Source organism: Haliscomenobacter sp. (assembly GCF_033763495.1).
In the GTDB taxonomy this organism is placed as follows: Bacteria; Bacteroidota; Bacteroidia; order Chitinophagales; family Saprospiraceae; genus Haliscomenobacter.
Map to the genome: position 1 here is coordinate 44335 of NZ_JANRKL010000029.1, position 14557 is coordinate 58891.

9 protein-coding genes are annotated in these 14557 nt (G+C 47.6%); 7 read left to right on the forward strand and 2 right to left on the reverse strand.

Annotated features, from left to right (window positions below; translation table 11 throughout):
- Window positions 1–196 precede the first annotated feature (196 nt).
- Window positions 197–697, forward strand: coding sequence for a hypothetical protein (locus tag SFV55_RS02500; protein ID WP_320027874.1), 501 nt, complete (start codon window positions 197–199; stop codon window positions 695–697).
- Window positions 698–700: 3 nt separating this feature from the next.
- Here the strand turns inward: SFV55_RS02500 and SFV55_RS02505 are convergent, their stop codons facing one another.
- Entirely contained in the window at window positions 701–1549 is an 849-nt protein-coding gene (locus tag SFV55_RS02505) for an aminotransferase class IV (RefSeq protein WP_320027875.1), read from the reverse strand.
- Between the two features lie 272 nt (window positions 1550–1821).
- On the opposite strand from SFV55_RS02505, the gene SFV55_RS02510 reads away from it, so the two are divergent.
- Complete coding sequence (locus SFV55_RS02510) at window positions 1822–3948, forward strand: elongation factor G (RefSeq protein ID WP_320027876.1); 2127 nt, start codon at window positions 1822–1824, stop codon at window positions 3946–3948.
- Between the two features lie 408 nt (window positions 3949–4356).
- Here the strand turns inward: SFV55_RS02510 and SFV55_RS02515 are convergent, their stop codons facing one another.
- A complete protein-coding gene (locus SFV55_RS02515) occupies window positions 4357–7362 on the reverse strand; it encodes an FN3 associated domain-containing protein (RefSeq protein WP_320027877.1) in 3006 nt (1001 codons plus the stop codon).
- Window positions 7363–7571: 209 nt separating this feature from the next.
- Between SFV55_RS02515 and SFV55_RS02520 the strand changes: the two genes are divergently transcribed.
- The 5 genes from SFV55_RS02520 to SFV55_RS02540 all read left to right on the forward strand — a co-directional run bounded on the left by SFV55_RS02520 (window position 7572) and on the right by SFV55_RS02540 (window position 14530).
- The gene (locus SFV55_RS02520; RefSeq protein WP_320027878.1) at window positions 7572–8171 is read left to right on the forward strand and encodes a glutathione peroxidase; all 600 of its coding nucleotides are present in this window, start codon (window positions 7572–7574) and stop codon (window positions 8169–8171) included.
- 151 nt (window positions 8172–8322) lie between these two features.
- On the forward strand, window positions 8323–8814 hold the full coding sequence (locus SFV55_RS02525; RefSeq protein WP_320027879.1) for a DUF6702 family protein: 492 nt from the start codon (window positions 8323–8325) through the stop codon (window positions 8812–8814).
- 98 nt (window positions 8815–8912) lie between these two features.
- Window positions 8913–9560, forward strand: coding sequence for a DUF2202 domain-containing protein (locus SFV55_RS02530; RefSeq protein ID WP_320027880.1), 648 nt, complete (start codon window positions 8913–8915; stop codon window positions 9558–9560).
- 120 nt (window positions 9561–9680) lie between these two features.
- Complete coding sequence (locus tag SFV55_RS02535) at window positions 9681–10088, forward strand: hypothetical protein (RefSeq protein ID WP_320027881.1); 408 nt, start codon at window positions 9681–9683, stop codon at window positions 10086–10088.
- 92 nt (window positions 10089–10180) lie between these two features.
- Window positions 10181–14530 (forward strand): CusA/CzcA family heavy metal efflux RND transporter, encoded by a 4350-nt coding sequence (locus tag SFV55_RS02540; protein WP_320027882.1) that lies wholly within the window; start codon window positions 10181–10183, stop codon window positions 14528–14530.
- The last annotated feature ends 27 nt before the right edge of the window (window positions 14531–14557 follow it).

The following is a 14557-nucleotide window of genomic DNA, read 5'->3' on the forward strand; positions in this document are numbered from 1 at the left end:
AATATTGCTTCACCTCATGTTAATTAACTGTCAACCCAGGAACCATCCCAAGCAGGTTTCAAATTCAATAACCGCAAAAAACGCCCTGTCAGTTAAAACCAGGTGGACTCCACCAGATATAAAGGCTAAACTACTGAATGATCCTACCTTACAACCGCGCATCAAGCAGTATATCGTCGACTCAATGGTGCTCGTCATGGCAGATTATTTGTTGAAAAATCTAGCAGAGTTTAAAAAAGTCAAAGTCATTGGCGACATCAATGGAGACACACGGATTGATTCTGTACAATTGATGCCAGAATTGATTTATTCAACCGAATATGGTTATGAAGAAGGCATCTCCGTAATTTTTTCAGATCCAAAAATTCCCAGAATCAAGGTCAATTCAATGTGTGTAAGCTTCGACTTTTTGTTTCCAGTCGGAGATATTGATGAGGATGGGTGGATGGAATTGGGGCAATATTATACTTCCTGTGCCAGTAGATACAAAACCCTAGTCTTATTGAGGTGCAATAAAAAACACACTTGGAAAGAGGTAGAATATTGTAATTATGATACCTACTTCCCAGAACCACATTATTCCACCCGCATCCGCAAGATTAAAAAAAACCAATACGAGATGATTGACATTACCAATGATAATCTGGATGACTTTGGTAAATTGAAAAAAATTGCCCGCTATACGATCGCTGATTAGCCATCAGCTGCGCGTCGCCAAATACCCCTTCACCTTCTCCACAAACAAATCCTGCAATACCTTCGTCACCTTCCCAATATTCCCATCCCCCAATACCAGCTCATCAATTTGCCCAATCGCCATTACCCCTTTGATGGTACTGGTGAAAAAAGCCTCTTGGGCCTCAGCCAGTTCGCTGACGTGAATGGGGCGTTCTTCTACTGTGTATCCCGCCTCGCGAGCCGCGTCAATCACCTGACGGCGCGTAATGCCCCAAAGGATTTTTTCATCTGCGGTGACAATGCGGTCATCCTTGAGTACCAGAAAAAAATTGGAGCGCGCCGATTCCCGGATCCATTCACCTTTATCCACATAGATCAGGTCAGAGGCTCCCCGTTCTTTGATGGTTTTGAGCATGCGGATGCCCGTAGAATAGTTGATGGTTTTGACTTCTGGTAGCTCGCGCTGAAACGGATGGGTAATGATTTTGATGCCCTGTGCCGAAAACTCCCAGGCACTGGCCGGAAGCTCGTACATCATGATCAACAAATTGGGGCTGACCGGGGTGTAGCCGTCGGGAGAATAACCGCCTGTGAGCACCAGTCGAATGCCCGCTTCCTGTATCTCATTCGCCGCCAAAAGGTCGTAGATGTGCTGCCTCAGCGCAGCCTTATCGAAGGGAATTTCAAGATACAATTCCGCAGCAGAGCGGTAAAACCGATTCAGGTAATCATCCAAGAAAAGGGGATGCCCTTCCCGGGCCAGAAAGTAATCAAAAATGCCGTAACCCCGCAGGATGCTGAGGTCAGATACATGGAGATAAGCGTTTTCAACGGGGGTTTGTTGCCCATTGATGTTGTAGTATTTGATCATCGCTACGAATTTGCCCGACAAAAATCATCAATTTCCCTGATTTTTCTTTGCAAAATCCCGCAATTCTTCCAGTAATCTCGTTGAACTTTTTGGCAAAAGTGGAAAATATTGCAGATTAAACGGTTTTAAAACCAAATAATCCAAAGGTCATTGCAATACTTTTAAAGGGTTATTTTTGAAAAAATCAAAAAATTCAATATATTCCACTCTATTTAAGTCTGAAAGCAAAATTTTTGGTTTGTTTTCTTTTTTTTCATTTAAACACTAACCATATGAGCTTCGACAGTAAACAGATTCGCAACGTGGTACTCCTGGGCCATTCCGGCGTCGGGAAAACCACTCTGGCAGAAGCCATGTTGTTTGAGGGAGGCGAGATTAGCCGCCGCGGCAGCGTGGAAGAGGGCAACACGGTATCCGACTATACCGACCTCGAACACGAACGCGGCGGCTCACTTTTCGCTTCGCTTGAACACGTCTCCTGGAAAAACTCCAAAATCAACCTCATTGACACACCAGGACTGGATGACTTTATTGGTGAGGTGGTTTCTTCCCTACGGGTAGCAACTACGGCAGTTCTCATCCACAACGCCAAGAGTGGGGTTGAAGTAGGTGCAGAATTGCTCTGGGAATACATCGAATCTTTTGACGCACCTGCCATTTTTGTCATCAATCAGGTTGACCACGAAAAAGCTGACTTCGACGCTACTTTGGAACAAGCCATTGCCCGTTTTGGCAATAAAGTAATGCCCTTTCAATATCCTCTCAACCCGGGAGTAGGTTTTAATTCCATCATCGATGCCCTGCGTATGGTGATGTACTACTTCCCCGATGGTGGTGGAAAGCCCGAAAAACGTCCTATTCCCGATGCTGAAAAAGCGCGGGCAGATGAAATGCACCGCATCATCGTAGAAGCAGCTGCTGAAAACGATGAAACCCTGATGGAACGCTATTTTGAAGAAGGAAACCTGAGTGAAGAAGAATTGGCGCAGGGCTTGCGTATCGCGATTGCCCAGGGCCAGATCATTCCGGTTTTTTGTACTTCCGCCAGCCGGGATATGGGCTCAGGTCGGATAATGGGTTTCATCAACGATGTATGCCCATCGCCTGTAGATCGCAAACCATTGCCCCTCACCACCGGAAAGACCCTGGCTTGTGATTCCAGTCTTCCTGCAACAGTTTTTGTGTACAAAACCATTTCAGAACCCCGGGTAGGGCTGCTCTCCTACTTCAAAGTCTGTAGCGGCGTACTCAAAGCGGGGGATGAACTCACCAATTTCTCCAATCGCACCGTTGAACGTTTTGGCCAGCTTTTTATCGCCAATGGCAAAGAGCGGGTCGCTGTCAATGAACTGAAAGCAGGAGACATTGGGGTGACTGTCAAACTTAAAAATACCCACACCAACAATACGCTCAATGCCAAAGGTGCCGATCATGAAATCGTGCCGATTTCTTTCCCGGAACCACGGGTGACCGTTGCCGTTGAGCAAGCCAATAAAAATGACATGGAAAAACTCATGAAGGCCTTGCACACCATTCATGAGGAAGATCCTACCGTAAGTGTGGAGCTGAGTGCATCGCTCAAACAAACTTTGTTACACGGCCAGGGGCAGCTGCACCTCGACCTGATCAAACATCGGGTGGAGCAGGCTCAGGGTGTGAGTATGAGTTTTGTAAAACCCCGCATTTCTTACCGCGAAACCATTACCAAATCTGCCAACGCGCAATACCGCCACAAAAAACAAACGGGTGGTGCCGGGCAGTTTGGAGAAGTACACATGCGCATCGATCCCTATTTTGAGGGTATGCCCGATCCTTCCGATCTGAGCGTGCGCAACCGGGAAGTAGAAGACCTTCCCTGGGGTGGTAAGCTGGCTTTTTATTGGTGTGTAGTTGGTGGTTCCATCGATACCAAGTACTCCAGCGCCATCAAAAAAGGCATCATGGCTAAAATGGAGGAAGGACCACTGACAGGCTCACACTGCCAGGACATCCGGGTATGTGTCTACGACGGTAAAATGCACCCGGTAGACTCCAACGATATGGCCTTCATGCTGGCTGCCACCCATGCCTTCAAGGATGCTTTCCGCGATGCTGCGCCCCAAATCATGGAGCCGCTGGTAGATCTGGAAATCCTTTGTCCTGACGAGGTCATGGGCGACATCATGAGTGACCTACAAACGCGCCGCGCCATGGTATTGGGCATGGACTCGGATGGGCACTATCAAAAGATCATGGCCCGGGCGCCACAAGCGGAATTGTACCTGTATTCCAGCACGCTGCGCTCGATTTCACAAGGTAGGGCCAAGTTCCATCAAAGTTTTGCGGAGTTCCAGGCAGTGCCCGTGGATATTCAGCAGAAATTGATTGAAGCGCACAAACACGAAGAAGTAGAAGCATAAATCCGATGCTATTTGTTTAAGAATTTGTCCATCAGGTGGGGCTGCTTCGGTGGCCCCATTTTTGTTTTTTGGGGTCTATTAAATACTACTTGAGGGGCCTATCTTAAAGCTTTGATCTGTTTTTTTTCCAGGTTGATGACAGCATCTCTAAGGCTTTTTAAAACTCGCAACAAAAACAACCATTGCCAAGACCAGAATTTGGAGTTTCATTTCGCGAGGATTTTTGTTGTTAAAACGTATTATTCTTTTTTGTCTTGTCCAAGTCAAAAAAAACACGAATCGCCTAGCGTTTCTACCGCTCCAAATTTTGCCTACAAAATTAGACCCCATTGCCCCTCGAAAGGGCAATGGGGTCTACTCTCTGCGCGAATCATCAATTAACCTGTTTTTTTACCATGCTGATTGCCCCTAATTTGCTGTATACTGTCGGGTAGCTACCCGGCTAACTTTACCATTGGGATAATAAGCTCGGGCCCGTATGGTAGTAGTGGCATTCAATACAATCGGCTTCTCAAATCGAGCCGACTGCCGCCCAGGTTCGGTTCCATCCAGAGTGTACCGGATTTCCACATTTTTGGGAAAAGCTTTGATCGCTACCTGAAGGGTACCGCGGAAGCTAGATTGAATGGGATCAATAAATGGTGCGAAAGGGCTGGCTTCCGCAAAGGCTTTGGCGGCTTCCTCACTCATTTGCTCCATCAGGGGGACATTGTCCATTTCTGGCGATTCCGCTATCGAAGCCCAATCAAATTCCCGATCGAAAGGCCCTAGTGCAAGCTCAGGGTTGAACAATTCAGGGTCAACTGGTGAAGCTTCATAAGGGCGAAAATCAGGCTTATCCGTAAATAACTCCGCCAAATCACTGGCACTCGCATCATATTGATTGAGGTAAGGGACTCCCAGACAGTTCCAAAAGGTCTTGAAAATGCTGCCAAAACTACTGTGCTGGTGGCCAATATATCCCCGCTTGATGTAGGGGGAAATGGTCATCAACACGCTGCGGTGAGCGTCGACGTGGTCGGCACCGCCCTGAGCATCGTCTTCTGTGACAACGATGAGCATGTTTTTCCAGTAGGGTGTATGACTAAGAAACTCAACAATTCTGCCCAGAGCCAGGTCATTGTCGGCCATATAGCTTTGAAAATAAGGATACCCTGCATTGGGCCGAATTCCGGCACCGTGGTCATTCCCCAGGCGGATCGTGGTGAAAGCTGGCATTTTTTCGGTGCCACTCATCCATTTTTCACGGAATTCTTCCATCAATACATCCGCCCTAAACTGATCGGGAATACTCGTATTGTAAGAAGGGTATTTCATAGAGGTGTATTCCAAAAGCCCCACTGAGGCCGGTACATTGAACGCGGTGCTGACTTGGGCGGAATCAAAAGCGGCTTTTACTGTGGTAGGAATATTGTTTAGGGTCATCCCAAAATTGTAAAATGGTTTTTTCAAGCGATAGAGGTGATCCCAAATTGAACCCGCTTCGTTGATGTCCTCTGGACTGCCTGAACCGCTCAAAATCCGGGCACCTATTGCGGAGGAATCCTTTTTGTAGGCACGTCCACCACCATATTGAGCCATCACATTGACTTCCACCCATTCATTCGGATACAAACCGACCAACCAACGGTGGCCATCGGCCGATACATCCGAATCAACGTAATAATTGTCTGAAATGGCAAATTCCTTGGCGAGTCGCAAGTGGTTGGGTGCGGGGGTAAGTCCGGCGATTTTTTCCCCTGTTGGCGTGGTAACTGTAGCCCCACCGTAGCCAAAACGGGCCATTGCCGCTTCACCATTGCCCTTGGGCAACTGACCGAAGATTTCGTCGTAGGTTCGGTTTTCCTTGATGATGAATACCACATGTTGGATCGGTGATGCCTTCTGGCCTGGATACAGTGGAATTGGATTGGTGCTGCGGCTTTTGAAAGCAGCGTCGGTGGCAGGCCGGATCAGGTAATTGTTGCGCAGCACTTGCTCGGTGTGTTTGGCCAAATCGGCATCTTTGGGAATGTCAAAAACATTCACAATACCTTTCATCAAATTGCCAATGTAACTGCCTTCGCGGTCCACATTGAAAGTTGAGCCACCATTGGGGCCACTGCCGAGTCCCTTGGCACAGGCAACAATTAGCTTACGACCGTCGCGACTGGTTTGCAGTTTGGAGGGAAACCAGCCAGTAGGAATATGCCCGATTACCTTGAGGCTCGGGACATCGATAACCCCTATTGCGTTGATCCCTGCTTCAGCTACAAAGAGTCGTTTGTGATCGGGCGAACAAGCCAGCCCAAAAGGGATCATCCCGCGCAAGTTCTTTAAGCGGCTTTCGGGGTTGAGAAAAATTTCGGTTTTTTTGGTCAATGAACGGGCATCGATGACCGATACACAATCGCTGTGTCCATTGCTGACAAAAACATAATCGTCGGTAGCTACCACCGAATTGGGGCTAGCACCACCCACTGCAGGAACGCCCTCTAATACTTGCCCGATTTGATTCCCAGTTTTGATTTTGGCCAAAATGGCATCGGTTTTTAGATCGATGGCAAAGACCGAAAGTGCATCTGGTGACAGGGGGTCACCCAGTGGCGGAATCGTCTTGTCTCCAATCTTTTTGCCATTGACAGCTTCGGGGCTGCCGTAAGCAACCTGGGTGCGCCCGTTCAAGGTATTTCCTTTGGGATTACCCGGGGTGTAGGTATAGGCATCCTGATAGGCATAAAGCCCAACATTGACCACATAGGCGCGGCTTTCGTCGGGGGATAGTGCCAATCCAAAGGGATAACGCCCCACACCAATGCTGCGGCTCACCTGATTTAGTTCGGTATCGATGATGAGCAGACGGAAGTTGATTTGATCCAGCGCATAAAGCAAGCGGCCATCTTTGCTCAACGCCAATTCTCCGATGTAACTGCTGGAATAACTGCGGTTGTTGACCGTAGTATTGCAGTTGATCTCGGCCAATTTGGCTTTGTTGTTGGGATCAAAAACAAAAATTTTGCCCTCCTGTCCCCCAGCAACATAAATTTTGCGGTTGTTTGGGGCAATGGCAACGCCCATGTACACTGCGGCCAAAACCCCTTTATCGGTTTCCACACCTTCGGGAATTTGGGTTACTACCGGATTGACCTCTGTGACGTTGCGAATCATCGTAACCGAAAATGGCCGAATCCCGGTATTCGCAGTTGCGGCCATGGTTCCATCTTGGCTAAGCACCAGGCCATAGGGGTGTGGAGCCGTAGTGATGGATTTGCCCAAGGGAGTTACGATTCTACCGTTGGGAATGACGGTTTGACCACCCTTGATTAGCTGCGTTGGCCGGCTACCAGCAGGGGCATGAATAATCCATTGGTTGTTTTGTGCAGGTAAATTTGCAAACAAAACCAGGCAAACAAAAAGATAAATTAATTTTTTCATGGTGCGAATGCTTTGACGATTGTAGTAGGTTTGTTGACACCAGAGTTAAATTGGTGTACCTATAAATCAAATGTAAGCCGGGCGTATTAAGCGGGTATTAGCCCCAGATGAGCATTAGGTTATTTTTTGAGTTGGAGTTCTTGCATCATTGGCGCAACCATTTTTCAATTTTACTGTTCAAAAACCTAGGATTTAAAATACAATCAATTATGCATACAAGATTCATCTTTGCCATCTTGCTCAGCATCCCCGCTTGGGTGTCGAGCTGTTTCAATGCCAACAAAGTTTCTTCATCTTCCAGTTCTACTGATGCTAAGCCCAAACTTATGTCTTCAGCCACTTCTTTCCACAATTTAAGTGCCACTACTTTGGATGGACAAACGGTGTCCATGGCCCAATACAAGGGCAAAAAAATCATCGTACTCAATGTCGCTTCAAAATGCGGGTACACCCCCCAATACGCGGATTGGCAGGCATTCTACGAGAAAAATAAAGACAACGTAGTCGTTCTGGGTTTTCCTTGCAACCAATTCATGGGCCAGGAACCTGGTACAGCAAATGATATTCAGGAGTTCTGTCAAAAAAACTACGGCGTAACCTTCCAAATGTTCGAAAAGGTGGACGTTAAGGGGGACAACCAAAGTCCAGTGTACAAATGGCTGACTGACCCAGGTCAAAATGGTTGGAACAGCGATGTCCCCTCCTGGAACTTTTGCAAGTACCTCATCGACGAAAACGGCAAGCTTACCCATTTCTTCGCTTCCGGGATAACGCCTGAGAGTACTGATTTTAAGAAGGCAATGGATTAGTAGTTGAGGAGTTGAGGCTACCGCAAGGATGGGTGTGTGATAGTGTGCGTGTGCCAATGGCATTGTCAAAATCGCTGCGGTAGCCTCAACTCCTCAACTTCTTCGATAACTTTTCCGTCCTCCCAATCGTTTATTGGAAAAATGGACGATGATGAAATTATTGCTTTTTTTCCTTTTCTCCAGCGCTCTATTTGCCCCTCACCCTATCCACCTCACGGTGATGGAAATTTACGGGACTGAAAAAAGCAAAAACCTGGAATGCTCCGTCACTTTTTTCTCCGACGACTTCGCCCGGGCCATTCAGTACGAGACTTATGCACCCCAGATTCAGAGTGGCAAACTCAAGACGGAGGACCTGATCCTCAAATACCTCCGCAGCAAATTACAGCTTAAAATCAATGGCAAAAGTGGCAACTTCAGTTTGCAAAAGACTGAAAACACCCACGAAACCATCACTTGTTATTTAAAACTCAACGTGGTAGCCGCTGAAACCCAAAAAATTGAAATAGCCAGCAAACTGATGCTTGAATTGTTCAATGACCAGCGCAACCTGGTACAAATCCGAATTCCTGGTAAAAAAGAAGGCGCAATGAGCCTTGACAAAGCCAAAACAAGTGCAGTAGCCACTTTAGCGGCGGACTGATTATTGTCAGTCGGATCGAAAACTTTTGACAGGGCAAATCCTTTGAAATAACTGCAATTTTGTTGGCGTAACCGATTAACAGAAAAAAATCAGCAGTTATGAAAAAGATATTGGTTCTTTCCATCCTCATCAGCGCTGCTTTCGCGCTTAATGCCCAGTCTCTCATTGGCAATCAACTCAAGAGCAAAGAGTCCATTATTTTGTATCTCGTGGAACAAGAAAAGCTGGCTCACGACTTCTATCGCGCCCTGGATACCATGTGGGTAACCGATATTTTTAATCGGGTAGCCAATGAAGAATCGGAACACGTTGGCAAATTGAGCGCAGTAGCTGCCGAACTGATGATCAATGTGCCCAATCACTTCAATGAATACCCATTGGGACAATTCATTGACGTTAAGTTGCGCCATTTGTACACCGAGCTGATGATTGCAGCTAATTTTTCGCTGGAAGATGCTTATCGCACCTCTGCCAATCTCGAAGAACGTAAAATGTACGACCTGAAAGTGGCGCTCAAAGAGCCCAATTTCGAATTGGAAAACCTCACATATAAGGCCTTACTAATTGGTAGTGAGGACAATTTTAAAACCTTCATCCGGGCTCTGAATGAAATGAATAGTGGCTACTCTCCCATTCTGTTGAGCCCTAGTGATTTTGAAGCCTTAACCAAAAATATCTTGGCCAACGATGCTTGGCCAAATTTTGATTCCAATGCCAAAAGTCAAAATCGGATCGGCCTGTTTTGAGGGTTGTTTTGACTGAATAAAAAAATTTCATTGCCTATCCACATAAATTTACTGACTTTTGTGCAATCTTTACTCCGCGTTGAAGTTCTCTTCAGCGCGGAGTGTTTTATTGGATCAACCATGAGAGTTTACCTGAGTCGATTTATGCTTGCTTTTTACCTGCTGCTGTCGCTGGCGCCACAGTGGGTGGAAGAGTTTGCTAAATTTCCCGCACTCATGGCTCATTATCAAGATCATCTCCAGGAAAATCCAGCCACAACCCTTGGTGAATTCCTGAGCCAGCACTATGGCAAAGATTACGCCAATCACCGCAATCAACACGACCATTCCAAGTTGCCGGGCAAAGCCAAACACCATGATTCGTGCCTGCACATGAATATGACTGGCGACTCAGTGCTTCCACTTTACACAGACTTAATTGTATCTCCACATCATTGGGAAGAGCCTCAAAACTCCTCGGTTTTTCAACACGATCAAAACCCGGGCGCGGCTCACCTATCCTGCATTTGGCAGCCGCCCCGAGCCTGATCTCCCCTTTTAAATGACTAGCCTCTAGTCATGGCTCATTGCTATTGAGCCAATTTTCCTTTCTTTTATTTTTTTCTATAAATCAACAGTACATGTTGACTCAAATAATCCGTTTTTCCATCCATAACAAGTTTATGGTGGGATTGGGGACATTGGCGATGGTCATTGCGGGAATTTACTCCTTTGCCCGACTACCCATCGACGCCATTCCCGACATCACCAACAACCAGGTGCAGGTGCTCACGGTATGCCCTACCCTGGCTACCCAGGAGGTAGAGCAGTTTGTAACTGCCACCATCGAAAGTGCAGTAAAATCAATACCCGGCGTAGTCGAGTTGCGCTCGATCTCCCGCTTCGGGCTCAGTGTCATTACCATTGTTTTTGAAGAAGACATCAACGTGTATCTGGCCCGCCAAATGGTGAATGAAAAACTCAAAACGGCGGAAGAGAGTATTCCTCCCGGATTTGGAAAGCCTGAATTGGCGCCTATTTCCACAGGCTTAGGCGAAATTTTACACTATCGCATTGAACCTAAAGCAGGTTATGAGCACAAATATTCCGCTGCCGATCTACGGGAAATCCAGGATTGGATTGTCAAAAAACAATTGACCGGAGTACCTGGGGTTGTAGAAATCAACAGCTTTGGCGGCAACCTGAAACAGTACGAAGTAGGCGTGAGGCCCGAGCGTCTGCGCAGTGTACAAATTGGCCTACCGGAAATACTCACTGCGCTGGAGGGTGCCAATGAAAACACCGGTGGGGCTTATGTCGAAAAACACAGCAGCGTCTACTTCATTCGGGCACGGGGCCTGGTCAAAAGCCTGGACGACATTGGTCAAATTGTGATCAAAAGCGTCAATGGCCTGCCTGTACGCATTGCGGATGTGGCCGAGGTTCGTTTTGGCAAAGCCCTCCGCTACGGTGCGGTAAGCCACAACGGCGAAGGCGAAATTGTGTTGGGTATCGTGATGATGCTCAAGGGTGAGAATGCGGCCAAAGTCATTGAAAGGGTGAAAAACCGCCTCGAAGAAGTCAAAAAAGGCTTGCCCGAAGGCATCACCATCAGTACTTTTTTGGATCGGGAAAAACTGGTTAACCGTACCATTGCCACTGTAGAAAAAAACCTGATTGAAGGTGCCCTCATCGTCATTTTTGTACTGGTGCTTCTGGTTGGTAATTTTCGGGCAGGTCTGATCATTGCTTCGGTGATTCCTTTGTCCATGCTTTTTGCCATTTCCATGATGCAACTTTTTGGCGTAAGTGCCAACCTGATGTCGCTTGGTGCCCTGGATTTTGGCTTGATTGTGGACGGTGCCGTTATCATTGTGGAAGCGACTTTGCACTACCTGCACGTCCGCTTTTTGGCAAGGCCTGAAGTGCCCATTGAACCCGGCCAAACGGTACATTTGAGCAAAAACCAAATGAACGAAAGTGTACTGGAAGCCGCCAGTCGCATCATGCGCTCTTCCATTTTTGGAGTGGTGATCATTCTGATCGTCTATTTGCCCATTTTATCTTTGGTGGGCATCGAAGGCAAGATGTTTAAACCTATGGCTCAAACTGTATCTTTTGCCTTGGTCGGTGCACTGCTCTTGTCTTTGACTTACGTACCTGCGGTTTCTGCTTTGACTTTGAGTCGCAAATTGCACCACCACCATAACCTGGCAGATCGAATCATTTTAGCCATTCAACGCATTTACCTTCCGGTTTTGAATTGGGCCTTGGCTTGGCGCAAAACGGTAATCGGACTCAGTTTGGGTTTATTGGCTATCTCTTTGTGGTTGTTTTCCAGGATGGGGGGTGAATTCATTCCTACTTTGGACGAAGGCGATATCATGATGCACGGCTTTTTGCGCCCGGGTACCTCCCTGGATCAAACCCTGGAAAGTCATCGCCTGGCGCAAAACATCATCCTGAAAAACTTCCCCAACGAAGTCGAACAGGTAATTTCCAAAATTGGGAGTGCTGAAATTCCTACCGACCCCATGGCCATCGAAACTGCCGACAACATCATCTTACTCAAACCCATTGAAGAATGGAGCAAAGCCGAAACCAAAGATGAGTTGGTCAGCAAAATTGAAGAAAAAGTACACGAAATTCCCGGCATGGCCTTTGAATTCACCCAACCCATCAAGATGCGTTTCGATGAAATGATGACGGGAGTGCGCTCGGATATTGCGGTCAAAATTTTTGGGGAAAACATGGACTCTCTGGCCCACGCCGGGCACCGGGTGGAACAACTCCTCAAAAACATTCCCGGTCTGGCTGATTTAAAAGTAGAACAAGTGGAAGGTTTACCACAAATTGTGGTCGATTACCATTACGATAAAATCGCCCGTTACGGCTTACACATTCGCGATGTCAATGCCACCTTGCGCGCTGCTTTCGCGGGTACTTCTGCCGGAGTCGTTTATGAAGAAGCCCGGCGCTTCGACCTCGTGTTGCGCCTGGATGACCAAAACCGCAGCGATTTGGAGGATGTACGTCAATTGCCCATCACGACTCCAAATGGCGAATTGATTCCGTTGAGTGAAGTTGCCGATGTAGATTACCGCCTGGGTGCCGCCCAAATCAGTAGGGACAACGCCCAGCGCCGGATCGTAGTAGGAGCCAACGTGCGTGGTCGCGATGTGGAAAGTGCATTTTTGGAGGTACAAGCCAAATTGGATGCCGAGCTCAAATTACCCGCAGGTTATTTTACCACTTATGGCGGCCAATTTGAAAACCTGCAAGCAGCCAAAGCGCGGCTTTCGATTGCGGTACCCGTAGCCTTGGCCCTCATTTTCCTGCTCCTGTTTTTCACTTTCAATTCCGTCAAGGAAAGTTTGTTGATTTTCACCGCCATCCCCATGTCGGCCATTGGAGGCGTATTTGCTTTGCTGATTCGTGATATGCCTTTTTCCATATCTGCTGGAGTTGGGTTTATTGCCCTATTCGGGGTAGCTGTATTGAACGGGATTGTGCTGATCACCTATTTCAACCAGTTGGAAAAGGAAGGTATAGAAAGTGTACCAGAGCGGATTCGCTCCGGGGCCATTGCCCGTTTGCGACCAGTACTCATGACTGCGGCGGTAGCTTCATTGGGTTTTTTGCCAATGGCCATTTCACATGGCGCGGGTGCAGAAGTACAACGCCCACTGGCTACAGTGGTCATTGGAGGTTTGATTACTTCCACTTTGCTGACCTTGATTGTCTTACCAGTGCTTTATGCCTTGTTTTTTGAGCGCAAACGATTCCTCAAAGTGCCGCCTTCGGTAGGGATTTTGCTGATTCCGTTGCTGCTGGCCGGAGCTTCGCTTCAGGGGCAAAATGCATTGCGGGAAAACGACGCCATTACTTTGGCTTTAAAGAACCATCCTGCAGTTCGATCGGCCAATATCCAAGTACAGCAGCAACAGGTATTGCAGGGTACAGCCAAAATGTACGAACCAGCCAACCTGTTTCACAATGTCACCGCTGACCCTGATTTGGGAATACTGGGAACCACTACTTTTGGCATCAGCCAAAGTTTCCCCAGTCGCAAGGCTACCCGGGCAACGGCCAGTTTTTACCAGCAAAAACAAAGTCAAGCCTCCGCTGTATTGGCCCATACCCAACAAGACCTGATCCGGCAAGTGCGCGAGATTTACCAGCACCTGGGGTATTTGGATGCCAAGTCCAGATTGTATCGTTCATTGGATTCGGTGTACACCCGTTTTTCAACCATAGCTGAACAACGTTACAAAGCAGGGGATGCAGCCCTGGCGGAAAAGCTGGCCGCCCAAGACAAGGCCGCACAAGTTCGTTTGATCCTCGAGACCATTGATCATGAGTTGAATTTTGACCAAGTGGTTTTAGGTCAATTGCTGGGCTTACCCCAAGCGGTAAGTGCGATCGCGGAACCGCTTCGCAAACAAACCTTTAGCCTTGCCGATACTGCTTTGATCATTCAGGCACCCAGTGCCAAAGCGGGACTAGCCGGGGTGAGTGTGGCCAAAAGTCAGCAACAAATTGAGCAGTCGCGCTTTGCCCCCAGTTTTTCTACGGGTGTTTATGGCCAGGTCTTAGGCAACGGGGCATTTTATCCGGGCTGGCAATTGGGCGTCAACCTGCCCTTGGTCAATAAGGCTCGCCACAAAGCGGTGGAGTCTGCAGGACTGAACGTCCAAATTGCCGAAGCCAATTATCAGGAAGTTCTGCTTCAACAGCGCTCCCAAATGGCGCATTTGTTGCACGAGCAAGAGAAGTACAACACCTTGATCGAGTATTTTCAAACCCAAGGCCAGGCCTTATCCAATGAGTTGCTCCGCAATGCCAGCCTGAATTATCAGGAGGGTGAAATTGATTACACCACCTTGTCACAGCAAGTTGAGCAGGCGATTGGCATCCAGATGAATTACCTGGAAAACTTGTACGGATTGAGTCTGACCGTGGTGGAATTGAAATTTATTGCCGGACAATAGTCCAAAACCCTTTTAAATCTCTAAAAA

What these genes read in the sequence shown, in the direction of transcription:
- SFV55_RS02510 (WP_320027876.1), top strand. Translation starts at nt 1,822, where the DNA reads ATGAGCTTCGACAGTAAACAGATTCGCAACGTGGTACTCCTGGGCCAT.
- SFV55_RS02535 (WP_320027881.1), top strand. Translation starts at nt 9,681, where the DNA reads ATGAGAGTTTACCTGAGTCGATTTATGCTTGCTTTTTACCTGCTGCTG.
- SFV55_RS02530 (WP_320027880.1), top strand. Translation starts at nt 8,913, where the DNA reads ATGAAAAAGATATTGGTTCTTTCCATCCTCATCAGCGCTGCTTTCGCG.
- SFV55_RS02520 (WP_320027878.1), top strand. Translation starts at nt 7,572, where the DNA reads ATGCATACAAGATTCATCTTTGCCATCTTGCTCAGCATCCCCGCTTGG.
- SFV55_RS02525 (WP_320027879.1), top strand. Translation starts at nt 8,323, where the DNA reads ATGAAATTATTGCTTTTTTTCCTTTTCTCCAGCGCTCTATTTGCCCCT.
- SFV55_RS02500 (WP_320027874.1), top strand. Translation starts at nt 197, where the DNA reads ATGGCAGATTATTTGTTGAAAAATCTAGCAGAGTTTAAAAAAGTCAAA.
- SFV55_RS02505 (WP_320027875.1), bottom strand. Translation starts at nt 1,549, where the DNA reads ATGATCAAATACTACAACATCAATGGGCAACAAACCCCCGTTGAAAAC.
- SFV55_RS02515 (WP_320027877.1), bottom strand. Translation starts at nt 7,362, where the DNA reads ATGAAAAAATTAATTTATCTTTTTGTTTGCCTGGTTTTGTTTGCAAAT.
- SFV55_RS02540 (WP_320027882.1), top strand. Translation starts at nt 10,181, where the DNA reads ATGTTGACTCAAATAATCCGTTTTTCCATCCATAACAAGTTTATGGTG.